Genomic DNA, 26,447 nt, shown 5'->3' on the forward strand with positions numbered 1-26,447 from the left:
GCGGCTCCTCCTCAAGGGCCGTCTCTGCGGGCGATCGTTCCACCTCAGGCACCGGCCGCCTCGGTCATCCGCACCAGCGCCTTGACGGTGTTCCAGTTGCGGGAGGTCGCGTCGACGCCCTTGAGCAGGCCGGGCCGGGACAGGGCGGCGCCGAGCTGCGACTTGCCCAGGCCCTCGGGCGCGTACAGATAGAGCACCTGGTCGCCGAGCCGGAACTCCTCGGGCAGGAAGGAAGCCTGGTCGATGGAGGCGAAGCGGTCGGCGGTGACGGGCGGGCCCGCGAAGAAGGTGGCGTGCAGCTGCTTTCCCTCCAGCTCGTCGGCCGGGAAGGGGCAGGCTTCGAGGACGGACCGCAGATAGGAGCCGCTGCGCACCATGCAGGCGACACGGAAGCCGAAGTGCTCCTCGATGGCGGCCTCCAGGTCGGCGGCGAGCGCGTCCTGGTCGTGGGCGGTGCTGCTGAAGACGGCGTTTCCACTGTTGAGGTACGTCTTCACATCGCCGTGGCCGAGCTCACCGAGGATCTTCCGGAGGTCGGCCATGGGAACTTTTTTGGCCCCGCCCACATTGATGCCGCGCAGCAGAGCGGCGTACGTCGTCGTCATGGGGTCACCCTAGGCGGCGGGACGTTCCCCGAAGCGGCCCCCGCGCCCCGTGGGGGACGGGCACGGGGGCCGCCGTTCGGTGCTGGCGAAGGGTGTCTACTCGACGATCTTCAGCAGCTTGTTCGGGGTGCCGGGGCTCGCGTTGGAGATCTTGTCGGCCGTGGCGCCCTTGGTGAGGGCGTCGGAGACCTGGGCCGGGGTCGCGTCCTTGTGGCCGGCCAGGTAGACGGCCGCGGCGCCGACGACGTGCGGGGTCGCCATGGACGTACCGGAGATGGTGTTGGTGGCCGTGTCGCTGGTGTTCCAGTCGGAGGTGATGTCCGAGCCGGGAGCGTAGAGGTCGACGACCGAGCCGAAGTTGGAGAAGTCGGACTGCTTGTCGTCCTTGGTGGAGGAGGCGACCGTGATGGCCTCCTTCACGTGGGCCGGCGAGCTGTTGCCCGCGTCGGTGGACTCGTTGCCGGCCGCGATGCCGAAGGTGACACCGGAGGCGATCGACTTCTGGACGGCCGCGTCGAGCGCCGGGTCGGCGGTGCCGCCGAGGCTCATGTTGGCGACCGAGGGGCCCTTGTGGTTCTTGGTGACCCAGTCGATGCCGGCGACGACCTGCTCGGTGCTGCCGGAGCCCTGGTTGTCGAGGACGCGTACGGCGACGATCTTCGCCTTCTTGGCCACGCCGTGCTCGGCGCCCGCGATGGTGCCCGCCACGTGCGTGCCGTGGCCGTTGCCGTCGTCGGCCTTGTCGTTGTTGTCGACCGCGTTGAAGCCGTACGAGGCCCGCCCGCCGAAGTCCTTGTGGGAGATGCGGACTCCGGTGTCGATCACATAGGCGGTGACGCCGTCGCCTGCGCTGTCCGGGTAGGTGTACTTGCCGTCGCCCTTGGTGTCGGCCTGGTCGATCCGGTCAAGACCCCAGGACGGTGGGCTCGCCTGCTCCGCGTTGATGTGGAACTTCTTGTTCTGTACGACCTTGCCGACGGACGGGTCGGCGGCGAGCCGCTTGGCCTCGGTCTCCGAAAGCCCGCTGGCGGAGAAGCCGTTGACGGCGGAGGAGTAGTCGCGCTGGAGGCTGCCGCCGTACTCCTCGGCGAGCTTGCGCTTGGATTCGGCCGTGGCCGACTTGTCGAGCAGGACGATGTAGCTGCCGTCGACCGCGTCCTTGGCATTGAGTCCGTAGACCGTGCCTTCGGCGGGGGCGGCTCCGGCGAACGGAGAGTTCAGTGCGGTCACTCCGGCCGCCGCCACGACGGCGGTTATGACTGCGGTGAGCTTGATCTTCTTGCTCGCTCGCTTGTGAGTTGCCATGAAGAGGGGGTCTCCTCGTCACTATTTGTGGGGGGTTTGCCTACCGGACGGAAACTTTCCGGGGCTGATTCGAAACCCTTGCCGATTGACACGCGCAGATCAAGGACTTCATCCAGCTGTGACTTAGCCAACAAGGTTTCGTAATCAGAAACCGGCCAGGAGCGGGCAACTCGGGCTTTGTGAAGGGGAGATGGACACTCTGTGTGAACCTGCCGACGTTTCGCCGGTCCCAACTCCCTTTACGTGTAAGGGGCTTCGGTACGCCTGGTCGGTGATGCCTCCACACCGCAGGGATGAGACCGGGCCGGACGGGCTCACCTGGGAGCACGACGAGACGGCCGGGATCGCACCCCTAACATCGAAGGGTGGCTGGACGGCGCCGGGCCGTCGGCCACTGCCCGGGCGGCTGCCCGGCCTCACGCACGACGAGGCCGTCGCACTGCCCTCGGCCGAGACCGCCCCGGCCCGTTCGGGGGACGGGCCGGGGCACCTCGCGGCACTCCCCTTTGAGGGCTCCCTTTCGGAGCTCACCGCTGATAGCGCGCCAGGACCCGATTCCCGTCCTGGACCAGCCGTTTCTTCAGCTCGGCCGCGCCGATCGCCCCGCTGTAGTACTCCTGCAGGGCCGGCGTGGCCACCTTGTCCTTCCATTCCGGGTAGCCGCGCACGGACTGCGCGGGGGCCGGGCGCAGATACGGGGCGAGGGCCGCGCCGGTCGCCCAGCCGTCCTGGGCGGTGTGCAGGGCCGGGTCCTTGAGCGCCTCGATTCCGGTCGGCAGCATCCAGTCGCCCTTGGCGAGGCGCACCATGTGCGGCGGGCCCAGCAGGAAGTCGACGAACTGGGCGGCCTCCTTCTTGTGCGGGCTGTCCTGGGCCACCGACAGGGTCTGCGGGCTGACGCCCTGGTCCAGACCCGCTCTGCCCGCCGGGGCCGGAAGGACCGTCCACTCGAAGCCGGGCGGCGCCTGCTGCACGATCTGCTGGCGGTAGGCGAACCCGAGCGGCACCATCGCGTACTTGCCGCCGAAGAAGCCGGGCAGGGTGTCCGAGCCGCCCATGCCGAGGGTGGTGCGCGCCGCGCTCTTGCCGGTGTTGACCTGGTCGTGGATGGTGTCGGGGACGACGGCGTCGCCCGCCGTGAACTCCACCCTCGCCTTGCCGTCGGCGCCTCGCACGAAAAGCCGGCCCCCTGCGGACAGACTCAGGTTGAGGGTGACCGAGACGGGCTCCTTGAGCGGCCAGGCCACGCCGTACTTTCCGTTGCCGCTCAGCTTCTTCGCGACCTGGCCGAACTCGGCCCAGCTCCAGGGCTGTTCCGGCGTGGGGATCCGGACCCCCGAGGACTTGAGGATCTTCGTGTTGGCGATGAGGACCCTCGGCTCCTGGAGGAACGGCACTCCGTACACCCCCTTGTCGAAGGTGGCCGTCTCCCAGCTCTGGGCCGGGATGTCACTCTTGAGCCGCTGCGGGAGCAGACCGCCCAGGTCCGCGAGGTAGCCGCCGTACGCGAAGTCGGCCAGATCGTCGGAGGCGTCGTGGATGACATCGGGCGCCTCGCCACCCTCGAAGGCGGTGAGGAGCTGATCGTGGACGGTGTCCCAACTGCCCTGTACGTACTGGACCTGGATGCCGGGGTGCGTCGCGTTCCACTCCTTGACCAGAGCCTTCGTCGCGTCGACCGACTCCTTCTGCCAGGCCAGGGACTGGAAGCGGATCCTGATGACTCCCCCGCCTCCGGATCCGCCGTCCGAGCACCCGGCGAGCAGCGGCACGAGGAGCGCCAGCACGGCAGCCAGCATCAACAGCCGTACCGGTCCGGCCTGTTCACGAGCCCGCATCAGTTTTTCACCGCCCCGGTCAGCATGCCGCCGGTGATCCGCTTCTGAATGATCGCGAAGATGACCAGGGAGGGCAGGGTGGCGAGGAAGGCGGCCGCCGCGAGCGGGCCGAGGTCGGCAACTCCCTCCGCGCCGAGGAAATAGGTGAGGACGACGGGCAGAGTCTGTTTCTCGGGGGTCTTCAGCAGAACGAGCGCGAAGAAGAATTCGTTCCACGCCGTGATGAAGGCGAAGAGCGCGGTGGCCACGATTCCGGGGGCGAGCAGGGGCGCGGTGACCGAGACGAGGGTCCGCAGCCGCCCCGCGCCGTCGACGGCCGCCGCCTCCTCCAGCTCGGGTGGCACGGCGCGTACGTAGCCGTTCAGCATCCACAGCGCGAACGGCAGCGACCAGACCACGTACACCATGACCAGTCCGCCCACCGAGTTGATCGCGTGCAGGTTCTTGAGGACCAGAAAGAGCGGAATGATCAGCAGGACGAACGGGAACGCCTGGCTGATCACGACCCAGCCCGTGGCCGCGGCCGCGAGCCGGCCCCGGTTGCGGGCCATCACGTACGCCATCGGTGTCGCGATCACCACCGCGATGAGGGCGGCGGAGAGGGCCGCGATCAGGCTGTTCAGCCCGGCGTGGAGCAGGGGCTGTTCGTCGAAGGCCTGGCGGAAGTTGGCGAGCGTGGGGTGCCGGGGGATCCAGGTGGGGTGGAGCGAGCCCAGTTCGCGCGGCGGTTTGAAGGCGGTCGAGATCAGCCAGAGGAACGGGAAGGCCAGGAAGACGAGATAGGCGAGCAGCGCGAGGTACTGTCCGGCGCGCCCCAACTTCTCTGCGTGTGCCCTCACTTGTCGCCCCCGCCCCTGAGCCGGCCCACCAGGAAGAAGGCGAGGCAGACGGCGATCACGGAGACCATGACGCAGCCCATGGCCGCCGCGTACCCGAACTGCCCGTAGCGGAAGGCCTCTTCGTACGCGAAGAGCATCGGGAGCCGGGTGCGCCCGCCCGGCCCGCCGTTGGTCAGCACATAGACCAGGGCGAACGCATTGAAGTTCCAGATGAAATTGAGCGCCGTGATGGCAAGAGCCACCGGTTTCAGGGCGGGCCAGGTGACGGTGATGAAGCGGCGCCAGGCGCCGGCACCGTCGATGGCGGCGGCCTCGTGGAGCTCCTGCGGGGTGTTCTGCAGCCCGGCGAGGAGGGCGACCGTCGTCTGCGGCATGCCGGCCCAGATGCCGACGACGATCACGGCGGGCAGGGCGGTGGCGAGGCCGGTCAGCCAGTCCCGGCCGTCGCCCAGGCCCAGGTCGCGGACGGTTTCGTTGAGGACGCCCGCGTCGGGCTGGTAGACGAGGCGCCACATGATGCCGACCACGACTTCGGGCATGGCCCACGGGATGATCGCGAGCGCCCGGGCCAGCCAGCGCAGCTGGAGCTTCTGGTTGAGGAGCAGCGCGAGCCCGAGGGCGAGCAGGAACTGGGGCACGGTGACGCCGGCCGCCCACAGCAGCCCGATCCGGAACGACTCCCAGAACAGGCCGTCGTGCGCCAGGTCCCGGAAGTTGAGCAGGCCGACCCACTGGGTGGGGGCGGTGCGGCCCGACTGGGAGTCGGTGAAGGCCAGCGCGATGCCGTAGAGCAGCGGGCCCACACTGAGCACCAGAACGGGGATGAGTGCCGGGAGTACGAGGAACCAGGCCCCGCCCCCCTCACCACCCTTGTGTCTGTTCGTCGGCTTTCGGGTGGCCGACCGTGCGTTCACGGTCGCAGATGTCACTGTTTCGACCCCTTTGCCCAGTAGTGCCGAACAGCCCCCGTCATCGTGCTGACGGTCCGTCCGCTCGTCAAGACGACCTGCGTGAATGCGAGACTTGGCCGGTTACGGAACGAGCACCGGGAGACGATCATGGACGAGGCACGGGCACGCGAACTCCTTGCCGCGGCGGCACTGAGCGACCCCGGCGGACTTGCCGGGGTCGCCGACGCCGAGCTGCTCGCCCTCGGCGAGAACGCGGTCTTCGCCCTGCCCGGCACCGCACACGCGCTGTCGGACGGCCTGGTCGTCAAGGTCGGCCGCGATGCCACGCACCACCCCGAGCTGTTCGAGCGGGCCGAGCGCGAAGTGGCCGTCGCGACCTGGCTCGCCGAGGCCGGGGTGCCCGCGGTGCGGGCCGCCGAACCGAAGCCGAGGCTCGTCGGGGGCCACCCGGTCACGGTGTGGCACCGGCTGCCGGCCGCCGAACGCCCCGCGGGGCCGGCCGATCTGGCCGAACTCCTGCGCCGCGTCCACGCCCTGCCGGTGCCCGCCTTCCCGCTGCCCCGCCGCGAACTCCTCGGCGGCGTCGAGCGCTGGCTACAGCTGGCCGGTGACGCGATCGACCCGTCCGACGCCGCATATCTGCGGGCCCGCCGGGACGGCTTCGCGGAAGCCGCCGCGGCGCTCACCCCGCATCTGCCGCTCGGTCCCATCCATGGCGACGCCCTCCCCCGCAATGTCCACGTCGGCCCCGAAGGGCCGGTCCTGGTCGACCTGGAGACGTTCTCCGCCGACTTCCGTGAGCACGACCTCGTCGTCATGGCCCTGTCCCGCGACCGGTACGGACTGCCCGCCGAGCAGTACGACGCGTTCGTCACCGCCTATGGCTGGGACGTCCGCGCATGGGAGGGCTGCGCGGTCCTGCGCGGTGCCCGCGAGACGGCCAGCTGCGCCTGGGTCGCCCAGCACGCACCGACCAACCCGAAAGCCCTCGACGAGTTCCGCCGCCGTGTCGCCTCGCTGCGCGACGACGACCCCGAGGTGCGCTGGTACCCGTTCTGACCGCCCGGTCTCAGCCCCGGGCGGGGGCGGCCGGCTCGCGCAGCGGCCAGGTGCCGTCGATGACCGCGTCCGTCGTACCCTTCTTGCGCAGGAACTGCTGGAAGTCGGCCGCCCACTCCGCGTACCAGCGGATCTGGCGGTCATGCAGTTCCGCCGGTTCGAGCCGCGCCACCTGCGGGTGGCGCTCGGCTATCGCCACGGCCACCCGGGCCGCGGCCAGCGCGTCCGCCCCCGCGTCGTGCGCCGACTCCAGGACCACTCCGTACTCGGCACACACCGCTTCGAGGGTGCGCTTGCCCTTGCGGTAGCGATCCACGGAGCGGTCGATCGTATACGGATCGACGACGGGCCCTATGGCGGCGCCGTCCAGCCTGTCGCTGAGCGAGGGCAGTTGGTGGCGCCGCAACTCGGCGGCCAGCAGCGTCAGATCGAAGGCCGCGTTGTAGGCGATCACGGGCACGCCCCGGCGCCAGTGGCCAGCCAGCGTCCCGGCGATCTCGTCGGCCACCTCGGCGGCGGGCCGGCCCTCGGCCGCGGCCCGCTCGCTGCTGATCCCGTGGACCGCGGACGCCTGGGCCGGGATCCGTATCCCCGGATCCGCCAGCCAGCTCCGCTGCCCCACCACGTCGGCGCCCCGCAGTTCGACGATCGCGGCCGTCACGATGCGCGCCTCGCGCGGCTCGGTGCCGGTCGTCTCCAGGTCGAAGCCGACCAGCGGCTCCAGGTGCCAGCTCATGCTGCCCCTCCTTCGTGGTGCTTTCCCCCAGTTGACGACCACCCTCGCACGCGGCACTGACAATCGGCCGGGCGGCCGGAATTCACCCGGCGAGGCTCACCACAATTCAGGACACAGGGCGCGAATCAACCCAGACTGACTCGAACTCCTCGCGGTACGTCTCGAAGAGCCCGTGCTCCACATCCTGGCCCGGCCGCACCACGCCCCGCCGCCCGCCGCCGCGCAGCACGAGCACCGGCGCCTCCATGCCCCGCGCGCGCCGCAGATAGGACTGGACGACCGCGACGCCGTCCGCCCCGTCGCCGTCCACCAGGTAGGCGGTGAAGCGCGGCGTCTCGTCGAAGACCTGGATCTCGAAGGCCCCCGGGTCGCGCAGCCGGGCCCGCACCCGCCGCATGTGCAGAATGTTCATCTCCACGGAGCGGCTCAACTCACCCTTCTTGAGGCCGAGTTCACGCTCGCGGCGCTTGACGGCACTGCTCGCCGGGTTCAGGAAGAGCAGCCGGACGCGGCAGCCGGACTCGGCGAGCCGCACCAGGCGCCGGCCCGAGTAGTTCTGCACCAGGAGGTTGAGACCGATGCCGATCGCGTCCAGGCGCCGGGCGCCGCCGAAGAGGTCCTCGGCGGGCAGCTGGCGTTGCAGGCGCACCCGGTCGGAGTGGACAGAGACGACATCGGCGTACCGGTCGCCGACCAGGTCCTCCACGGCGTCGATGGGCAGCCGGTGCGCGGCGGGAGCTCCTCCGGCGCCGCCGAGCACATCCAGGAGCCGCGCCGAGGCCCGCTCCGCCTGGGCGAGCACGGCCTCGTTCAGCGCCCGGTTGCGCGAGACGACATTGCGGGCCACCTCCAGCTCGTCCAGGGCGAGTTCGACATCGCGCCGGTCGTCCACGTACGGCTCGAAGCAGGGCCAGTGCTGCACCATGAGCTCGCGCAGCTGCGGGAGGGTGAGGAAGCTGAGCACGTTGTCGTCGGCGGGGTCGAGCAGATAGCCCTTGCGGCGCGAGACCTCGCGCACCGCTACGGCCCGCTGCACCCACTCCTGGCCCGCGGGGCCCGCCGCGGCGACCACCCACTCGTCGCCGTGGACCGGCTCGTAGATCGGCCGCAGCACGGCGGCGACCACGGCGCGCAGCCGCTGCTCCACCAGGTTCAGCCAGATGTAGGCGCGCCCGGCCCGCTGCGCGCGCGTACGCACCTCGCTCCAGGCGTCCGCGCCCCAGTCCAGCTCCGCCCCGATCTCCATCGGGCGTGCGAGGGAAACCGCTCCGGGCGGGATGTCGCCGGACTCCCCCTCATGACCCGTGTCACCAGGGGGCAGCTCAAGACCTCCCGAGCTCACCCACGCACCGCCTTCCGCCCCCGGCAACCCCAGCGGGTCCGGCCCGCCCTGCACGCCCTTCAACGATCAAGGAAGGGTACTCCGGGAGCAGGAGGCGCTGCAGCCCGATGGCGGGTCGAGTTTGCCAACTGGCCCGAGGATACGGCCTGTTCTGATGGGCACTATCTGTCGGGGTGAGCGGATTCATAGCGCTTGCGCCGCGTCGCCCGAGCCGGGTCACCCATTGGAGCACGCGCACGTCCTGGGTGACCGTCGTCTTTTCGGGGAGGATCTGGCCGAACAGCCCGTCAGCACCCCGAGCGGAAGTGGAAGAGTCTTGCCCATGCAGGTATGGCCGGGACAGGCTTACCCACTCGGCGCCACGTACGACGGCGCCGGGACCAATTTCGCGGTCTTCTCCGAGACCGCCCGTCGGATCGAGTTGTGTCTGCTGCACGACGACGGCTCGGAGACCGCCGTCGAGCTGCGTGAGTCCGACGCATTCGTACGCCACGCCTATCTGCCCGGCGTGCTGCCGGGCCAGCGGTACGGCTTCCGGGTGCACGGACCGTACGAGCCGCAGAAGGGGCATCGCTGCAACTCGGCGAAGCTGCTGCTCGACCCGTACGCGCGCGCCATAAGCGGGCACATCGAGTGGAACGAGGCTGTCTACGGCTACCACTTCGGGCGGCCCGACAGCCGCAACGACCTGGACTCGGCGCCGCACACGATGGCCTCCGTGGTGGTCAATCCGTTCTTCGACTGGGGCGACGACCGGCCGCCCCGCACCGAGTACCACCACACCGTGTTCTACGAGGCCCATGTCAAGGGCCTCACCATGCTCCATCCGGAGCTGCCTCCGGACCAGCGCGGCACCTATGCGGCGCTCGCGCACCCGGCCGTCATCGAACACCTCACGCAATTGGGCGTCACCGCCCTCGAATTGATGCCCGTGCACCAGTTCGTCAATGACCACCGGCTCGCGGACGCCGGAATGTCCAACTACTGGGGCTACAACACCATCGGCTTCTTCGCCCCGCACAACGCCTATGCCTCCTGGGGCGACCGCGGCCAGCAGGTTCTGGAGTTCAAGCAGGCCGTGCGGGCGCTGCACGAGGCGGGCATCGAGGTCATCCTCGACGTCGTCTACAACCACACGGCGGAGGGCAATCACCTCGGCCCCACGCTCTCCTTCCGGGGCCTGGACAACACGCAGTACTACAGGCTCGCCGACGACCTCCGTTATTACGAGGACACCACGGGCACGGGCAACAGCCTCCTCATGAGGTCGCCACACGTCCTCCAGCTGATCATGGATTCGCTGCGCTACTGGGTGACCGAGATGCATGTGGACGGCTTCCGCTTCGACCTCGCGGCGACGCTGGCCCGCCAGTTCCACGAGGTGGACCGGCTCTCGTCCTTCTTCGACCTGGTCCAGCAGGATCCGGTGGTCAGCCAGGTCAAGCTGATCGCCGAGCCGTGGGACGTGGGCGAGGGCGGCTACCAGGTGGGCAACTTCCCGCCGCTGTGGACGGAGTGGAACGGCAAGTACCGCGACACGGTACGGGACTTGTGGCGCGGAGAGCCGCAGACGCTCGCCGAGTTCGCCGGGCGCCTTACGGGCTCGTCGGACCTGTACCAGGACGACGGGAGGCGGCCGCTCGCCTCCATCAACTTCCACACCTGCCACGACGGCTTCACCCTCAACGACCTGGTCTCGTACAACGACAAGCACAACGACGCAAACGGCGAGGGCAACCGGGACGGCGAGAGCCACAACCGGTCGTGGAACTGCGGCACGGAGGGGCCCACCGACGACGGCGAGGTGGCGGAGCTGCGCGCCCGGCAGATGCGGAACTTCGTCGCCACCCTGATGCTGTCCCAGGGCGTGCCGATGCTCAGCCACGGCGACGAGTTCGCCCGCACCCAGGGCGGCAACAACAACGCGTACTGCCAGGACAACGAGCTGTCCTGGGTGCACTGGCCGGACCCCGGCGACGACCCGGACGGCACGCTCCTCGCGTTCACCCGGGCCATGGTGGGGATGCGCCGGGACCATCCGGTCTTCCGGCGCAGGCGGTTCTTCCACGGTCGTCCGGTGCAGGGCACGCACGACGAGCTGTCCGACATCGCCTGGTTCACCCCCGAGGGCGAGGAAATGGCCGACCGGGACTGGCAGTCGGCGAGCGCGAAGGCGCTGTCGGTCTTCCTCAACGGCAACGCGATCTCGGAGCCGGGGCCGCGGGGCGAGCGGATCGGCGACGACTCGTTCCTGCTGATGTTCAACGCAAGTGCGGAGGAGATCGACTTCGTGGTGCCGGTCAATCACGGCCGGCAGTGGCAGGTGGTCGTGGACACCGCGCGGCCGGAGGGGGTGCCGCCGGGCGAGGGGCCGAAGGTGTCAGCGGGCGAACGGGTCGGGCTCGTCGGCCGGAGCATGACTGTGCTGCGGCGGCCCGCGTAGAGCGCCCGCCGGGACGTCTCAACGGCCCTGACCTACACCTGAGTTCGATTGTCAGTGGCCTCGGGCACAGTGGGGACCATGAACGCGACCACCGCCCGGTCGGCTGTCGGCTCAGCTGTCGACCGGAGTCCTCGGGGCCGCCGCGACGCCGGTGACGGCATCCGCGGTGGCTGCCTTCGCCCGCCGTCCGCCGAGCCCGCGCACGGACCACGAGCACACCGCGCAGAGCGCCCCGGCCACCACCATCACGGCGAACGCGGCCACCGCGCCATGGTCCTGCGCGAGTCGTCCCGACAGCGCGAGCGCGAGCGCCTGACCGCCGACGATGCCGCTGGTCAGGAACGCCATCGACTCAGCGAGCCGGTCCGCCGGAACCAGGCGCTCCGTAAGCCCGAACACGGTGATCAGATGAGGCGCGTACGCCACCCCGAGCACGATCACCGCGGCGTACAAGCCGACCAGCGTGTGCACGAAGAGCAGCGGTACGCAGAGCACGACCAGCGCCGCGGTGGCGGTCCGCCACCGGACCGGCAGGGCGAGCCGCTCCGGCACGGCCACCATGGCGAGACCTGCGGCCGCGCTCATCACACCCATGGCCGCGTACACGAGCCCGGTCTGCGAGGGCCGGCCGAGCTGCTCGGTCAGGGCCGTGATGCCCGCCTGCGAGGCGCCGAACATGGCGCCCTGGAGGACCATCGTGGCGCGCAGCGCGTACACCGCGCCGGGCAGCCGGGTGCGGGCGGCTCCGGTGCGCTGTGCGGCGGTCACCTGACGTGCCGTCGGATGCAGCGCGAAGGCCGTGCCGCAGACGGCGAGCAGGGCCGCGGCCGTCAGGAGTGCGGCGGCCGGGTGGGCGAGGGAGGCGGCCAGGCCCACGAAGGCCGGGCCGAGTACGAACGAGATCTCGTCCAGGGTGCCTTCGAAGGAGAGCGCCCCGGCCACGGTCCGCTCGTCGGCGCCGGCCCGGTGCGCGAGGGCCACGGTCCGACTCCGGGCGAGCGGCCCGACCTGGGGGACGCTCGCCCCGGCCAGGGCGCCGAGCAGGGCAAGCCAGCCGGTAGCGAGGTGGGAGAGAGCGGCGAGCACCAGGGCGGTCACGGCGGCCGCGTTCGCGAGCGCCGCCGCGAGTACCACGGTGCGCTGTCCGTAGCGGTCGGCGGCACGCCCCAGGAGCGGGCCCGCGACGGTCTGCCCGGCGGCCAGCGCCCCTCCGGCGAGCCCGGCGGTGGCCAGGCTGCCGCTGATCTCGGCGACCAGGAGCACGCTGCCGAGCTGGCACATGGCGGTCGGCAGCCGTCCGAGGAAGGAGATCACCGGCAGTACGGGCCCCGTCAGCGCGAGCACCTTGCGGTAGGTCTGAAGCGATCTGGCCATCGGGCGAAGCTAACGCGGCCGACCGGGGCATACGCATGGGCCGAAGGCACAGAAGCCGCCCGTCGGGGTACGTACGTTCATATGACCCCGCCCATCGCGACCTACCGGCTCCAGCTGCAGCCCGGATTCCCGTTCGCCGCCGCCGAGGAGGCGCTGCCCTACCTGGCGGAGCTCGGAGTCTCGCACCTCCATCTGTCACCGGTCCTGGAGGCCGTGCCCGGCTCGACGCACGGCTACGACGTCACCGACCACGCGAAGGTACGCGAGGAGCTGGGCGGCGAGGCGGGGCTGCGCCAACTGGCCGCAAGGGCACGGGAGTCGGGGCTCGGCCTGATCCTCGACATCGTGCCGAACCACATGTCGGCGGCCGCGCGCCACAACCGGCAGCTGTGGGACGTGCTGCGCGCCGGCCCTTCGTCGCCGTACGCCTCGTGGTTCGACATCGACTGGGCGGCGGGCGACGGGCGGATCCTGCTGCCGGTGCTCGCCGGGCCGCTGGGCGCAGAGCTGGACCGCCTCACGGTGGACGGCCGAGTACTGCGGTACGGCGAAGAGTGCTTCCCCCTGCGTGAGGGGACGGCGGGCCTGCCGCTGCCGGAGCTGCTGGACGCGCAGTTCTATCGGCTCGGCTGGTGGCGCCTTGCCAGGACGGAGCTCAACTACCGTCGCTTCTTCACGATCGCGGAGCTGATCGGCCTCCGGGTGGAGGACGAGGGCGTCTTCGACGCGACGCACGCCAAGATCCTGGAGCTGGTCCACGACGGTGTGGTGGACGGGCTGCGGGTCGACCACCCGGACGGTCTGGCGGACCCCGAGGCCTATCTGCGCCGTTTGAACGAGGCGACGGACGGCCGCTGGACGGTCGTCGAGAAGATCCTCACCGGCGACGAGCGGCTGCCCGCGGGGTGGGCGGTCGCCGGGACGACCGGCTATGACGCGCTGCGCCACATCGACGGCCTGTTCACCGATCCGGCAGGTTTGGATCAACTCCTGGCCGCATACGGGGAGTTCACCGGGGCGAGCGGCGACCGAGGTGGGCACTGGGGGCCGACGGTGCGGCGTGCGGCGTACCGGGTGCTGACCCATGAGCTGGTGGCCGAGACCGAGTATCTGGTGCGCCTGGCGCAGCGGATCTGCGCGATGGGCGGCCCCGAGCTCCGCGATCACGCCCCATGGGCGCTGCGGCTCGCCCTGCGCGAGCTCCTGGTCCGCGTCCCCGTCTACCGGCCCTACCGGTTCGGGGCGGAGCTGGTGCTGCCCGCATCGGCGGCCCTGGAGGCGAAGGCGGCCTTCCCCGTCGCGGAGGAGTCCGCCGCGGTGGACCTGGTGCGCGATCTGGCACTCGGCCGGCTCGGCGACACCCCGGACCGGGACCGGTTCCGTACGCGCTTCGCGCAGACGTCATCGGCGCTGCACGCCAAGTCCGTCGAGGACACGGCCTTCTACCGGTACACGCCACTGCTCTCGGTGAACGAGGTGGGCGGGGATCCGGGGCGGCCTTCGGTGGAGCCGGACGAGTTCCACGCGTTCTGCACACGGCTCGCGCGCGACTGGCCGAGCACCGGCACCGTCCTGTCCACGCACGACACCAAGCGCAGCGCGGACGTACGGGCCCGGATCGCGGTCCTTTCCGAGTGTCCGCAGCGGTGGGCGGCGCTGCTCGACCGGGTCGCCGGGGCGCAGGCTCCCGATCCGCATCTCGCCTGGGTCGCATGGCAGACCTCGGTCGGGCTCGGCGGGCTCCCGGAGCCGGAGCGGCTGGGGGCGGCGCTACTCAAGTCGGTGCGCGAGGCCGGTCTGCACACGTGCTGGACGGAGCAGGACCCCGGCTACGAGAAGGCCGTGAGCGACTTCGTCGAGGCTGGACCGGGTGGTCAACTCGCTTCTGAGGTAAGGGAGTTCACGGCGGCGATCGACCCTTCGGCGCGGGCCAACAGCCTCGGGGCCGCGCTACTGCATCTGACGATGCCGGGCGTGCCGGACCTCTACCAGGGAACGGAGGGCGAGTACGCGGCGCTGGTGGACCCGGACAACCGGCGCCCGGTCCGGTTCGACCGGGCCGCTCTGGCCGACCCCGGCGACAAGCTCGAGGTGACCTTGGCGGCGCTGCGGCTGCGGCGCGAACTCCCCGGGGTATTCGGCGAATCCGGCACCTATACGGAGCTGGCAGCGCGAGGCCCTCGCGCCGGTCACTGCGTGGCGTTCTGCCGCTCGGGCGAGGTGGTGACGGCGGTGACCCGGCTCTCGCTGCGGCTCGCGGAGGCAGGCGGCTGGGCGGGGACGGAGCTGACGCTTCCGCAGGGCGAATGGGCCGATGTCCTCCGCCCGGGGCGGCAGTTCAGCGGGGCGGTGGCACTGGACGAGCTGTTCGCATCGTCCCCGGTGGCGCTGCTCAGGAGGGTCGTACGAGAAGGAGGCGAGGGGCCCGGGTGAGCAGTCCGCTCTCGGCCGGCGTGAAGGTGTCGGCCCTGCGCAGCCCGGGCATGGCGGCGAGCAGGGCGCTCACCGCGCACTCCGCCTGGAGCTCGGCGATCCGGGCGGCCGGGCAGTCGGCGGGCCCGAGGGCGAGGCCGCCGCTGGTGGTGCGGTGCAGGTCGAAGCGGTCGGGGTCGGCGAACCGGGCGGGGTCGCGGTTCGCCGACCCGACGAGCATCGCGACGGCGGCTCCGGCCGGGACGGTGCCGCCGGATGTCGCGCGGTCGCGGACGGCCCGGCGCAGCACCACATGGACGGGCGGATTGCGCCGCAGCGATTCGCCCCACGCCTGCCCGATCAGCGCCGGAACCGCCTTCACCAGCTCCAACTGCTCAGGATTGTCAAGGAGGTTGGCCATGAGCGAGGCGAGCGCCCGGCCGGTGAGCACGGCCTGGTCCGCACAGCGCGCCGCGAGCAGGGCGACGCCTGTGCCGCCCCGCTGACGGCCGAGGTCGGTCGCGGCGGGAGCCTCGGCCCGGCTGGGGTCCGGGACGCCGCCGGAGCGGCCCATCACCGCCCCGTAGGAGAGTCCGGTCGCGGCGGCGATCGTGCCGGTGGGCAGCCAGCGGCAGAACTCCTCGACCAGGTCGGCCTCCTCGCGCCCGGCGAGCCGGCGGGCCAGCACGTACGCGGTTCGGGCACACACCTCGCGCAGCAGCGCGAAGGCGCTCTCGGGCGCCGCGTACTCCTGGGCGCAGCGCACCGTCCCCGGTCCGCAGCAGGGCCCCCGGCGTGGCCCGACGAGTCCGGGGTCGCCGAGCGCGGGGGCGACATCCGCGTACCGGCTGACCAGCCAGGCCCCGAGCCTGCCGTCCCACAGCAGGGGGTGCTCCTCTCGGAGCGTCCGATAGAAGCCGTACGGGTCACGACGGGCGGCCCTCCCGAGCAGCGAGAGGGATTCGGGAGGGGAGGGCGGGACGGCGGGGGCCGATGCTGCGCGGGGTGGGGAGGTGAGGGGCGGAGGCAGCGCTGCCTCAGGGGAGGAGGCGAGGGCCTGGGTCTGCGCTGCCTCGGGCGAGGGGGCGAAGGGCGGAGCCGACGCTGCCTCGGGTGAAGGGACGGCAGCCGGGGCCAATGCCGCCCCGCTCGAAGAGGCGACGGCCGGGGCCAATGCCGCCTCGGGCGGGGAGACGGCGGCGGCTGGGTCCAACGCCGCCTCGCGTGAGGAGACACGGGGCGCGGCAGGCGCCGCCTCGGGCGGCTCGCCGGTTGTCATCGCGCGCCTCCCGGTCGGCGCCCTATGGGCGCGGTCGTGCGGCCTCCGGCAGTCTGGACGGCGGCCGCCGGGTCCAGGTGGCTGCTCTCGGGACCACTGCCACCGGGCAGTCGCAGGTGACTCGTCCCGGCGGACCGCCCCCGCAGGGCAGTCGCGGGCGACCGGTCTCAGTGAGCCGCCCCCCTGCGAGTCGCGGGTGACTGCTCTCAGCGGACCACTTCCGCCGGGCAGTCGCAATCGGCGTTGGGCCGTACGGGTGAGATGTCACCGGTGCCGTACGGGGCTGACCTGCGCAGCAGCTCGGTGAAGGCGGCCGCGGCGCCGGCCGGCTCGACCCGCGAGAACACGGTCAGGGCACGCTTCCAGGCGGGATCGACGGAGAGCAGCACACAGTCCTCTCCGATCCCGCCGCGTACGACGTGGGTGGGTACGGCGACCACGCCGACCCCGGCCGCGGCCATCCGTACCGCCGTCGAGGTGTGCTCGGTGCGCACCACGGTGCGCGGGGTGAAGCCGGCCCGCTCGCAGACCAGATCGAGAAAGGGCCGGCCCTCGATCACGGGCTCCATCGCGCAGCGCACCCAGGCGTGGTCGGCGAGCTCTTCGAGGCGCACCGAGGAGCGGCCCGCCAGCGGATCGTCGAAGGCGACGACGAGCGCGATCTCCTCCTCGCCGACGGGGACGACGGGCCCGTCCCAGTGCTGGGGCGGCGGGCCGACGGCCAGGTCTGCGGCGCCGCGTTCGAGCGACTCCTCAAGCGCCTCGGTGGTGGCGTACTCGTGGAGGAGCAGCCGCACGCCGGGGTGGGTGCGCCGCCAGCGGGCGAATGCCTCGGGCAGCACGCCCACGGCCACCGAGTGCACGGAGGCGATGTGCAGTTCGCCGCCCTCGGCACCGGCCGCCGCGCGGGCCGCGCGCCGGGCCTGGAGCGCACTGCGCACGGCGAGCCGGGCGTGCGGCAGGTAGGCGCGGCCCATGGGAGTGAGCCGCACCCCGCGCGGCATCCGTTCGAGGAGCTCGCCGCCGACGGACTTCTCCAGCGCCTTGATCTGATGGGACAGCGCGGGCTGGGTGACGTGCAACAGCTCGGCGGCGCGGGTGAACGACGTCTCCTCGACGACCGTGACGAAGTACTCCATCTGCCGCAGGCTCACGCCACGTCCCCCTGATCACACCGGTTGATCGCACCGGCCCCGCGCGCCCCCTGCGCGCCATAAGCATTGTGCATCGACCTCACAAGAACATTGCCTTGGACTCATGGCGGCGGCCGGGCGGAGGCTTGCCCCGTGACTGAGCCCACGACTGAGCCCCAGGCTGAGACCTTGACCGGACCCGTGACCGACGACGCCGTGGCCGATGTGATCGTGATCGGCGGCGGCACCGGCGGGTATTCCACCGCTCTGCGGGCCGCCGCCCTCGGACTGAAGGTCGTCCTCGCCGAGCGCGACAAGGTCGGCGGCACCTGTCTGCACCGCGGCTGCATCCCCAGCAAGGCGATGCTGCACGCCGCCGAGCTGGTGGACGGGATAGCCGAGGCGCGGGAGCGGTGGGGGGTGAAGGCGAGCGTGGATGCGATCGACTGGCAGGCGCTGGTGGCGACCCGCGACGACATCGTCTCCCGCAACCACAAGGGCGTCGAGGGCCATCTGTCGCATGCCGACGTCCAAGTGCTGCCGGGAAGCGCCCAGTTGACGGGGCCTCGCAGCGTATTCATCGAGGGGCACGGGAACTTTGTGGCCCGGCGCGGCATTGTGCTCGCCACGGGTTCGCGGCCCCGCATGCTGCCGGGCCTCGAAGCGGACGGACGGCGCGTGGTCACCAGTGACGACGCCCTGTTCGCCCCCGGGCTTCCTCAGTCCGTACTGGTCCTGGGCGGCGGTGCGATCGGCGTCGAGTACGCCTCGTTCCACCGGTCGATGGGCGCCGAGGTCACGCTGGTCGAGGCCGCCGACCGGCTCGTGCCGCTCGAAGACGCCGATGTCAGCCGCCACTTGACTCGCGGCCTCAAGAAGCGCGGCATCGATGTGCAGACCGGCGCGCGCTTCCTGGAAGCGAGTGTCCTGGAGGAGGGGATACGCGCCTCGGTGCGCACCGCGCGCGGCGAGATCCGCACGATCGAGGCCGAGCGGCTCCTGGTGGCGGTGGGCCGGGCGCCGGTCACCGACGGGCTCGGCCTGGCCGCGGCCGGACTCGCCGTCGACGAGCGGGGTTTCGTCGCCCCGGCCGACTGGGCCCGGCTCGAAACCGCGATCCCCGGCATCCATGTGGTGGGCGATCTGCTGCCGCCTCCCTCCCTCGGTCTGGCCCACGCCTCCTTCGCGGAGGGACTGCTGGTCGCCGAAACGCTGGCCGGGGTGGCCTCCGCGCCCGTCGACTACAGGGCGGTGCCCCGGGTCACGTACTCCTCTCCGCAGACCGCGTCGGTGGGGCTGACCGAGGCGGATGCCCGTAACCGCGGGCATGACGTCGTGGTCAACACCATGCCGCTGACGGCCGTCGCCAAGGGCATGGTGCACGGGCAGGGCGGGGTGGTGAAGGTGGTCGCCGAACGCGCGGGGCAGGTGCTCGGCGTCCATCTCGTCGGCCCGAACGTGTCCGAGATGATCGCCGAGAGCCAGCTGATCGTCGGCTGGGACGCCGAGCCCTCGGACGTGGCCCGGCACATCCACGCCCACCCCACGCTCTCGGAGGCCGTCGGCGAAACCTTCCTCACACTGGCCGGGCGGGGCCTGCACCAGCAGTGAGGGCCCCAAGTCCAGTCAAGAATCGACCAGTTACGGGAGCGGCACCGGCAGGGAGTAGCGCACCTTGTCCTTGCCGGTGGCGCCCAGGCGCTCGTAGAACCTGACCGCCCCCTTGTTCCACACCGGGGTCTGCCACTGGATCTCGGCGAGCCCGAGTGCCCGCGCCTCGGCCGCCACCGCGTCCATCAGGAGCGGTCCGAGGCGCAGCCCGCGGTGGCCCTCGCGCAGGAACAGGCAGTCCATGTGGAGGTATGCGCGGGCGTCCCAGGTCGACAACTCCGGCGCGCACGAGGCGTACCCGACGACCTCGCCGCCGGGTATCTCGGCGACCAGGCAGCGCAGCCGGGGGTGCTCGGTGCCGAAGAGCAGGGCGCCGAGCCGCTCCGCGAAACCGGGTGCCGGGCCTGCCGCCTTCTCGTACGCGGCGTGCTCCGCGGCGAGTTCGGCCAGACGCGGCAGGTCTGCGGGACGGGCGTGACGCACCCGGGGCTGATCGTTCATACCCGCCATGATGGGCCACGCCACTGACAACGCCCTTGGCCGGCGGAATTCGCCCTGGTCAGATGGTTTTCAGCAGCCCGATGGACTCAGTGGGTGGCAAGCCGGAAGGACATCCGGCCGAAGCTGACCTGGTCGCCGTCGGCCACGGCGACCGCTCCCGTCACCCGGCGCCCGTTGACGCACGTCCCGTTGGTGGAGCCGAGGTCGCGCAGCTGCCACATCCCGGACTGGAAGACGAGTTCGGCGTGCACCCGCGACACCGTCTCGTGGCTCAGGCGGAGCCCATTGGCCGGGTCGCGGCCGATGCGCAGGGGATACGGGCCCGGCACCGGGAAGAGGAGCTTGGGCAGCCGCTCGGCCTGCCAGGCCCTGCGCAGCGAGACGGAGAACTCCGACACCCGGCTGACCGCGCCGAACACCGCCTTCGCCCAGCGATTGCCGCCGCTGTCCAAGTCGGCGGTGAGGGCGACCAGTTCGTCCGACCTGCGGGCGGCCAGGGCCAGTTCCATCCGGCGCAGGAACGTGTCGTGCGACAGCTTGCCCTCGGCGGCGCCCTCGCGGAGCACCTCCAGCACCCGGTCGCGCTCCGCGTCGGAGAGCCGCGCGGGCGCCGAGGAGGTCTGGAATTCGAAGGAGGGCGTCACATCAGCGATTGTCCTTCCACAAGGCCGTAAGTGTCCAGCAGAAGGCCACCCTCCCAAAGAGGTCCGCGTTCACGACCGCCCCAGCTCTGACCTGCGACGTAGAGGCATCGGTCGCCGTAATTCCCTTGCCTGGCAGCTCACTCGGCCTGTTAGGGTCTGCCGACATCCCAAACCTCTGAGGAGCCCCTCTTGCAGACTTCCGCGTCGGACATAACCATTCGTCCGCTCGCCGGGCCCGAGGAACTCGGGCTCTTCCAGCAGCTTTCCTACGTCCTGGACCACGAACTCGAGGACGATCTGGCCACCGGCCGCCGCATCCCGGCCTGGATGTGGGTGGCCCTGCGCGACGGCCGCGTCCTGGCGCGCATCGCGTGGTGGGCCGTGAAGAGCGGCGAGGCGCCGCAGAGCCTCGACTTCTTCGACGTCGACGACTCCCTGCCCGCGGCCGAGCGCCACGAGATCGGTCTGCGCCTGCTCGAGACCGCGACCGCGAAGGTGGTGCCCGCGGGCGCCGAGCGTCCCGAGTACGGCCGTTTCCTGCCGGGCAACTGGCGCGAGGACCCCGCCGCCCGCGAGGTCGTCGAGACCCGGCTGGACATCATGGCCGCCTCCGGTGCGACCCCGCTCGTCGAGCGGCTGCGCCTGGAGTGGCGGCCCGGCACGCCGCTTCCCGAGGCCTCCACGAGGCTGTCGTTCCGCCCCGCCACCGACCGCGAGGAACTCATCTCGCTGATGACACTCGTCGTGGAGGGCTCCCTCGACGAGCACACCCGCGAGGAACTGCTCACCATGACGCCGCGCGAGTCCGCGGAGCTCATGTACGAGGAGGAGTTCGAGACCTTCAGGTCGCCGCGCGAGTGGTGGCGGATCGCCGAGCTCAACGACGGCGGCGAACCCGTCGGGTTCGTGATCCCGGCGCGCAACAGCTACAACCCGATCATCGCCTACCTCGGGGTTCTGCCGGCCCACCGCGGCCACGGCTACATCGACGACATCCTGGCCGAGGGAACGCGCATCCTGGCCGAACAGGACGTGCCCCGGATCCGCGCCGCCACGGACCTGCCCAACATCCCCATGGCGAACGCGTTCGCCCGTGCGGGCTATGTCGTCTTCGAGCGCGCGATCAACATGGTCTGGAAGTAGTCACGAATTGCGGGCGTGTCCCTCTCGTCTGTCGCACCATGGTCGCAACCGGCAACGACAGGGGGACACACCCGTGCTGTTCGAAGTGTGGGCGCCGCACGCCGACCGGATCGCCCTTCTCCTGGAGGGCGCGACCCATCCCATGAGCCGCCACCCCGTACGCGCGGGCTGGTGGCTGGCCGAGGCCGAGGCGCACTCCGGCGACCGCTACGGATACGTGCTGGACGACCGCCCGCCGCTGCCCGACCCTCGGTCGCGCCGGCAGCCCGAAGGACCGGACGGCCTCAGCGCGGTCGTCGTCCACGAAACGTTCGGCTGGCAGCACTCCTGGGAGGGGCGCCCCCTCCAGAGGGCCGTCCTGTACGAACTGCACATCGGCACCTTCACCCCCGAAGGCACGCTTGACGCTGCGGTCCAACAGCTGCCTCATCTAGCCGGGTTGGGAATCACGCACATCGAGCTGATGCCGGTGTGCCCGTTCCCGGGGCGGCACGGCTGGGGGTACGAGGGCGTCTCCCTCTGGGCGGTGCACGAGCCCTATGGCGGACCCGAGGCGCTGAAGCGGTTTGTCGACGCGGCGCACGCCCATGGTCTCGGTGTCGTCCTGGACGTCGTGCACAACCATCTGGGCCCCTCCGGCAACTACCTGCCCGCCTTCGGCCCGTACTTCACGGACACCCACCACACGCCCTGGGGCTCGGCCGTCAACCTGGACGCCGCCGGCTCCGACGAGGTGCGCGCCTTCCTCTTGGAGAGCGCGCTGGCCTGGCTGCGCGACTACCGCCTCGACGGGTTGCGCCTGGACGCGGTGCACACGCTGGCCGACACCCGTGCGTACACCTTCCTCGAAGAGCTCTCGACGGCCGTCGACGTGCTCGCCGCCGAGCTCGGCCGGCCGCTCTTCCTCGTCGCCGAGTCCGACACCTGCGACCCGCGCACCACCACACCGCGCGGCGAGGGCGGCCTCGGCCTGCACGCCCAGTGGAACGACGACTTCCACCACGCCCTGCACACCACCCTCACGGGTGAATCCCAGGGCTACTACGCCGACTTCGCACGCGCCCCGCTCTCCGCGCTCGCCAAGACCCTGACCCGCGTGTTCTTCCACGACGGCACGTATTCGAGCTTCCGCGGCCGCGTCCACGGCCGGCCCGTCGACCGCGCCCACACCCCCGCCCACCGCTTCCTGGGCTACGCGCAGACCCACGACCAGATCGGCAACCGGGCCAAGGGCGACCGCCTCTCCGCCGGGCTCTCCCCCGGCCTGCTCGCCTGTGCCGCGACGCTGACGCTGACAAGCCCGTACCCACCGATGCTCTTCATGGGCGAGGAGTGGGGCGCCCGCACCCCCTGGCAGTTCTTCACCGACCACACCGACCCCGAACTCGCCCAAGCCGTACGGGAGGGCAGGCGACGGGAGTTCACGTCGCACGGCTGGTCAGCCGAGGACATCCCCGACCCGCAGGACCCGGCGACGCGGCAGCGCTCGTGCCTGGACTGGACGGAGCCCGCGCGCGAACCGCACGCCAGGCTGCTCGCTTGGTACCGCGAACTCATCGCGCTGCGCCGCGACCGGCCCGACCTGACCGATCCCGACCTCGCGGCCGTCAAGGTGGCGTACGACGAGGAGGCGCGCTGGCTGACCTTCCGGCGCGGCGACCTGCGGGTGGTGGTCAACCTTTCCGAGGAGGCGGTACGGATCAAGCTCGGTGGCGGCGGCCGGGTCCTCGCGGCCTGGGAGCCGGTCGGGGCGCCGGACACGGACGGCCTGCTGGTGATGCCGCCCGAGTCGTGTGCGGTCCTCGGCCGCTGAGGCCGCCACCACTCAACGCCTGTACTACAGACGGCGGTTACTCGACGATCGCCATAGCGCGGTCGGTGTTGTTCAAACGCCGGCCGCCGTCATCCGTAACGGTGACGATGTCCTCGATGCGGACGCCGAACCGGCCGGGCAGGTAGATGCCCGGTTCGATGGAGAAACACATCCCGAGCACGAGCGGCCGCTCCTCGCCCTCGATCATGTAGGGCGGCTCGTGGGTGGTCACGCCGATGCCGTGGCCGGTGCGGTGGATGAAGTACTCGCCGTATCCGGCGTCCGCGATCACGGCGCGCGCGGCACGGTCGACGTCCTGGCAGGCGACACCGGGCTTGACCGCCTCGAACCCGGCCTGCTGCGCCTCGCGCACCACGTCGTGGACGCGCTGCTCGGCGGCGCTGGGTTCGCCGACGTGGACGGTGCGGGTGGTGTCGGAGCCGTAACCGTGCTTGAGTCCGCCGAAGTCGAGGACGACCATGTCGCCGCGCTCGATGGTGCGGTCGCCGGCCTCGTGGTGCGGGTTGGCGCCGTTGGGCCCGGAGCCGACCACGGTGAAGTCCACTTGTGAATGGCCGTACTTCATAAGGAGGGCGGCGAGATCGGCGGCGACCTCGGTCTCCTTCCGGCCCGCGAATCGCACCTTCACGATCTCGCCGTACGCCTCGTCGGCGGCCGCGCCCGCCGCCTCCAGGCGGGCCAGCTCGTGCGCGTCCTTGACGGCCCGCAGCATGGGCAGCGCCTCGGTCAGCGCGACGTAGGAGGTGCCGGGCAGCTCCTTCTGCAGCCCGAGCAGATGCATCGCCCAGGCGTTGTCGCTGACCCCGAAACGGCCGTCGACGTCGAGGAGCGGGGCCGTCACCGCATATGGGTCCTTGCCGTCGGTCCAGTCCCGCAGGGTCAGCGCGGCGGCTCCCGCGGCGTGCGCGGCATCGGGTGCCTCCAGCGTCGGCACGACCAGGACCGGGTCCTGACCGGCCGCGAGCACGAGGACGGTGAGCCGCTCGGTGATCGCGGTCGGCTGATAGCCGGTGAGGTACACCAGGTCGGGGCCGGGCGCGACGAGCACACCGGCCAGTCCGGCGTCGGCGGCGGACCGGGCGGCGCGGGCCATCCGGGCCCGGTAGTCGTCGGCGGTGAAGGGCGCGGGGGCGGGCGTCGTAGGCATGGCCTCATCCTGCCCGGACGCCCGTTGGCACGCGAGTGGGTCGAGCCGCCGTTCGCCACCTTCAAAGGCGGCTCAGCCCCTCAGAACCCGTCCGTCTCCTCATCGACGAGCCGCTCAAGAAGCTCACCGAAGTCCTCGCCGACGACGATGCGCAGCCCCTCCCCGTCCCGGTCGCTGAGCTGGGTGAGCGTGCCGCCGCGCCACCAGTAGACGTACGGGCTGATCGATCCCGGCGTGTCCTCGTACCCCGAAGCAGCGAACGAGGCCATGGCGTTGAGGGCGAGCACCATGCCGGAATCGCGGATGACATGGAAGGCAAGCTGGTGGCGGAAAGGCATCGCCACGAGCGCGCCCTCCGGCGGGACCTCGCGGCCGGTGACCTGGCGTACGACTGCCTCCAGGGCCAGCACCCGGCTCGCCGTGTAGAAGGAGTCGCCGACGACGATGTCGAAGCGCATCCCGTCGTCGCCCTTGACCGTCTCGTGCCCCTCGACGGGCAGTTCGCGCAGATTACGCAGGGCCTGTTCGCGCAGGTCAGGGACCTTGCCGAGGGGTTCGAGAGCCTCGTCTGTGAGCATCATGACGCTCTCGGGGAGGTCAAGAGCGAGGATCTCGTAGAGGCCCGGCGCCACACTGCGCGCATAGCCGAAGCTCTGCGCGTCGAGTCCGTCGCCGCTGATCACCCGGGGATACAGCTGGGCCCGGATCTGTTCGGGCGGCATGGTTTCCAGTGCGGAAGGCGCGTCCATGGTGCGCAGCACCATGGCGACGTGCTTACGGATCAGTTCCGGCCACACGCGCGGGCCGCGCGGCTCGTTGTGGCACACGGCGGCGAGGTTGCCCAGGCCGAACTGGCGGCCGCCGCTGTCCTTCACCATGTCCGCGTAGACCGTGACCTCCAGGCCCAGCTCGGCGAACGCCTCCCTGACCACCGCACGGAACCGGGCGCCCTCGTCGTTCGAGAAGAAGCCGAACTCGGGGTCCCGCGGAACGTCGCTCGCGTCCCGCCTGGGCCCTCGTCGGAATATCCCCACGTCTGCTGCCTTCCCCTCGCACGGTCGCCAGAGCTGCGAGCCTACCCAGTGAGCGCACCCGTGATGACAAGATCCGCCCGCGAGCGCCCGGCGGCCACGAGACGTGCGTTGACCTCGTCGGACTCCTCGACCCACCGCTCGGCGTACGGCCGTGCCTTCCCGTGCCGCACATGCCGCTCGACCAGTCTGCGTACCCGCTCCCCGTGGTCGACATGGAGATACCAGATCTCGTCGACGAGATCCCTGACCTGCGCCCAGGGCCCCTCGTCATGCAGCAGGTAGTTGCCCTCGGTCACAACGAGCGGCACCTGGGGCGCGACGGGAATGCTCCCGGCCAGCGCCTCCTCCAACGACCGGTCGAAGTCCGGCGCGTATACGACCGTGCCGGGATCGGGCGACCGCAGCCGGGCGAGGAGCGCGGCATATCCGGCGGCGTCGAAGGTGTCGGGCGCGCCTTTGCGTTCGGTACGCCCGAGCCGGCGCAGCTCCCCATTGGCGAGATGGAACCCGTCCATGGGCACGAGCACGGCCTGCCCGTCGAGGCGTCTCACCAACTCACCGGCCAGCGTGGACTTTCCGGCACCGGGCGGTCCCGCGATGCCAAGAATGCGGCGCCGCCCGGGAAGGACGAGGCTGCGGGCGCGGCCCACGAGCCCGTCGAGGTCGAGATCCATACCCCGCATTGTTCCACCGGCGCCTCCGGAAACACGTACTACGTATAACCTGGCTGGTATGCCGCACATTGCACTGATCACGCTCGTCGTACGCGATTACGACGAGGCCATCGACTTCTACACCCGGTCCCTGGGATTCGAACTGGCCGAGGACACCGACCGCGGGGACGGTTCGCGCTGGGTGGTCGTCCGCCCGCCCGGCACCACCGGCGACGCGGTCTCGCTGCTCCTGGCCCGCGCGAAGGACGAGGCCCAGCTGGCGAGCGTGGGTGCGCAGACCGGCGGCCGGGTCGGGTTCTTCCTCCACACCGAGGACTTCGCGGGCGACCATGCCCGCATGCTGGCGGCCGGCGTCCGGTTCCTGGAGGAACCGCGGTACGAGCCGTACGGTTCGGTGGCGGTGTTCGAGGACCTCTACGGAAATCGCTGGGATCTGTTGCAGCCGGCTTAGGGGCTTTGGTTTTGCATTCAGGGCTCAGGTGAGGCCTGAATGCAAAATGCAGGCCCGATCCGGGTATGGATCGCAACGCGAAAAAGCCCCGCACCGTGATCCGTTGATACGGACCTGGTGCGGGGCTTTCCC

At 71.1% G+C, this 26,447-nt stretch carries 22 protein-coding genes; 7 read left to right on the forward strand and 15 right to left on the reverse strand.

The window, feature by feature from the left end:
- Positions 1-44: 44 nt before the first annotated feature.
- From IE206_RS22770 to IE206_RS22790, 5 genes are all read right to left on the reverse strand, one after another.
- Positions 45-605, reverse strand: a complete 561-nt coding sequence (locus IE206_RS22770) for a DUF1697 domain-containing protein (protein WP_189964871.1) — start codon at positions 603-605, stop codon at positions 45-47.
- 96 nt (positions 606-701) lie between these two features.
- A complete protein-coding gene (locus IE206_RS22775; protein WP_189964873.1) occupies positions 702-1,910 on the reverse strand; it encodes a S8 family peptidase in 1,209 nt (402 codons plus the stop codon).
- Between the two features lie 527 nt (positions 1,911-2,437).
- Positions 2,438-3,709, reverse strand: a complete 1,272-nt coding sequence (locus IE206_RS22780) for an ABC transporter substrate-binding protein (RefSeq protein ID WP_189964964.1) — start codon at positions 3,707-3,709, stop codon at positions 2,438-2,440.
- 38 nt (positions 3,710-3,747) lie between these two features.
- Positions 3,748-4,587, reverse strand: coding sequence for a carbohydrate ABC transporter permease (locus tag IE206_RS22785; RefSeq protein WP_189964875.1), 840 nt, complete (start codon positions 4,585-4,587; stop codon positions 3,748-3,750).
- The gene (locus IE206_RS22790; protein WP_226600016.1) at positions 4,584-5,501 is read right to left on the reverse strand and encodes a carbohydrate ABC transporter permease; all 918 of its coding nucleotides are present in this window, start codon (positions 5,499-5,501) and stop codon (positions 4,584-4,586) included. Before IE206_RS22790 ends, IE206_RS22785 begins: the two co-directional genes overlap by 4 nt.
- 144 nt (positions 5,502-5,645) lie before the next feature.
- On the opposite strand from IE206_RS22790, the gene IE206_RS22795 reads away from it, so the two are divergent.
- On the forward strand, positions 5,646-6,557 hold the full coding sequence (locus IE206_RS22795; protein ID WP_189964879.1) for a phosphotransferase enzyme family protein: 912 nt from the start codon (positions 5,646-5,648) through the stop codon (positions 6,555-6,557).
- A 10-nt stretch (positions 6,558-6,567) separates the two neighbouring features.
- Here the strand turns inward: IE206_RS22795 and IE206_RS22800 are convergent, their stop codons facing one another.
- Both IE206_RS22800 and IE206_RS22805 read right to left on the reverse strand, forming a co-directional pair.
- Positions 6,568-7,293 (reverse strand): 3'-5' exonuclease, encoded by a 726-nt coding sequence (locus tag IE206_RS22800; RefSeq protein WP_189964881.1) that lies wholly within the window; start codon positions 7,291-7,293, stop codon positions 6,568-6,570.
- 106 nt (positions 7,294-7,399) lie between these two features.
- The gene (locus tag IE206_RS22805; RefSeq protein WP_189964883.1) at positions 7,400-8,635 is read right to left on the reverse strand and encodes a DUF5919 domain-containing protein; all 1,236 of its coding nucleotides are present in this window, start codon (positions 8,633-8,635) and stop codon (positions 7,400-7,402) included.
- A 322-nt stretch (positions 8,636-8,957) separates the two neighbouring features.
- Between IE206_RS22805 and glgX the strand changes: the two genes are divergently transcribed.
- Entirely contained in the window at positions 8,958-11,078 is a 2,121-nt protein-coding gene (glgX, locus tag IE206_RS22810) for a glycogen debranching protein GlgX (protein ID WP_189964885.1), read from the forward strand.
- Positions 11,079-11,189: 111 nt separating this feature from the next.
- Here the strand turns inward: glgX and IE206_RS22815 are convergent, their stop codons facing one another.
- The gene (locus IE206_RS22815; protein WP_189964887.1) at positions 11,190-12,452 is read right to left on the reverse strand and encodes an MFS transporter; all 1,263 of its coding nucleotides are present in this window, start codon (positions 12,450-12,452) and stop codon (positions 11,190-11,192) included.
- 81 nt (positions 12,453-12,533) lie between these two features.
- Here IE206_RS22815 and treY point away from each other — a divergent pair, with 81 nt between their 5' ends.
- Positions 12,534-14,885, forward strand: coding sequence for a malto-oligosyltrehalose synthase (gene treY / locus IE206_RS22820; RefSeq protein WP_189964889.1), 2,352 nt, complete (start codon positions 12,534-12,536; stop codon positions 14,883-14,885).
- Here the strand turns inward: treY and IE206_RS22825 are convergent.
- Positions 14,845-16,143: a cytochrome P450 gene (locus tag IE206_RS22825; RefSeq protein ID WP_189964891.1), complete on the reverse strand. Its 1,299-nt coding sequence runs from the start codon at positions 16,141-16,143 to the stop codon at positions 14,845-14,847. The genes treY and IE206_RS22825 overlap by 41 nt on opposite strands.
- Positions 16,144-16,349: 206 nt before the next feature.
- Positions 16,350-17,282, reverse strand: coding sequence for a LysR family transcriptional regulator (locus tag IE206_RS22830; protein WP_189964966.1), 933 nt, complete (start codon positions 17,280-17,282; stop codon positions 16,350-16,352).
- 183 nt (positions 17,283-17,465) lie between these two features.
- Between IE206_RS22830 and lpdA the strand changes: the two genes are divergently transcribed.
- The gene (gene lpdA, locus IE206_RS22835) at positions 17,466-18,887 is read left to right on the forward strand and encodes a dihydrolipoyl dehydrogenase (RefSeq protein WP_226599762.1); all 1,422 of its coding nucleotides are present in this window, start codon (positions 17,466-17,468) and stop codon (positions 18,885-18,887) included.
- 30 nt (positions 18,888-18,917) lie between these two features.
- Here lpdA and IE206_RS22840 read toward each other — a convergent pair whose 3' ends face one another.
- Together IE206_RS22840 and IE206_RS22845 are read right to left on the reverse strand one after the other, a co-directional pair.
- Complete coding sequence (locus IE206_RS22840) at positions 18,918-19,388, reverse strand: GNAT family N-acetyltransferase (protein WP_189964895.1); 471 nt, start codon at positions 19,386-19,388, stop codon at positions 18,918-18,920.
- A gap of 86 nt (positions 19,389-19,474) precedes the next feature.
- Positions 19,475-20,032 carry an FHA domain-containing protein gene (locus IE206_RS22845; RefSeq protein ID WP_189964898.1) on the reverse strand — a complete coding sequence of 186 codons (558 nt, stop codon included), beginning with the start codon at positions 20,030-20,032 and terminating at the stop codon, positions 19,475-19,477.
- 189 nt (positions 20,033-20,221) lie between these two features.
- On the opposite strand from IE206_RS22845, the gene IE206_RS22850 reads away from it, so the two are divergent.
- Together IE206_RS22850 and treZ are read left to right on the forward strand one after the other, a co-directional pair.
- Positions 20,222-21,175, forward strand: a complete 954-nt coding sequence (locus IE206_RS22850; protein WP_189964900.1) for a GNAT family N-acetyltransferase — start codon at positions 20,222-20,224, stop codon at positions 21,173-21,175.
- Positions 21,176-21,248: 73 nt separating this feature from the next.
- The gene (gene treZ, locus IE206_RS22855; RefSeq protein WP_189964902.1) at positions 21,249-22,988 is read left to right on the forward strand and encodes a malto-oligosyltrehalose trehalohydrolase; all 1,740 of its coding nucleotides are present in this window, start codon (positions 21,249-21,251) and stop codon (positions 22,986-22,988) included.
- A gap of 37 nt (positions 22,989-23,025) precedes the next feature.
- Here treZ and IE206_RS22860 read toward each other — a convergent pair whose 3' ends face one another.
- From IE206_RS22860 to IE206_RS22870, 3 genes are all read right to left on the reverse strand, one after another.
- Entirely contained in the window at positions 23,026-24,156 is a 1,131-nt protein-coding gene (locus tag IE206_RS22860; RefSeq protein WP_189964905.1) for an aminopeptidase P family protein, read from the reverse strand.
- Positions 24,157-24,236: 80 nt separating this feature from the next.
- Complete coding sequence (locus IE206_RS22865) at positions 24,237-25,190, reverse strand: DUF1444 domain-containing protein (protein ID WP_189964907.1); 954 nt, start codon at positions 25,188-25,190, stop codon at positions 24,237-24,239.
- A gap of 41 nt (positions 25,191-25,231) precedes the next feature.
- Positions 25,232-25,864, reverse strand: coding sequence for a nucleoside/nucleotide kinase family protein (locus IE206_RS22870; protein ID WP_189964909.1), 633 nt, complete (start codon positions 25,862-25,864; stop codon positions 25,232-25,234).
- Between the two features lie 58 nt (positions 25,865-25,922).
- On the opposite strand from IE206_RS22870, the gene IE206_RS22875 reads away from it, so the two are divergent.
- The gene (locus IE206_RS22875; protein ID WP_189964911.1) at positions 25,923-26,315 is read left to right on the forward strand and encodes a VOC family protein; all 393 of its coding nucleotides are present in this window, start codon (positions 25,923-25,925) and stop codon (positions 26,313-26,315) included.
- Positions 26,316-26,447: the final 132 nt, after the last annotated feature.

Origin of the sequence: Streptomyces violascens (genome assembly GCF_014649955.1) — a bacterium.
GTDB lineage: Bacteria > Actinomycetota > Actinomycetes > Streptomycetales > Streptomycetaceae > Streptomyces > Streptomyces violascens.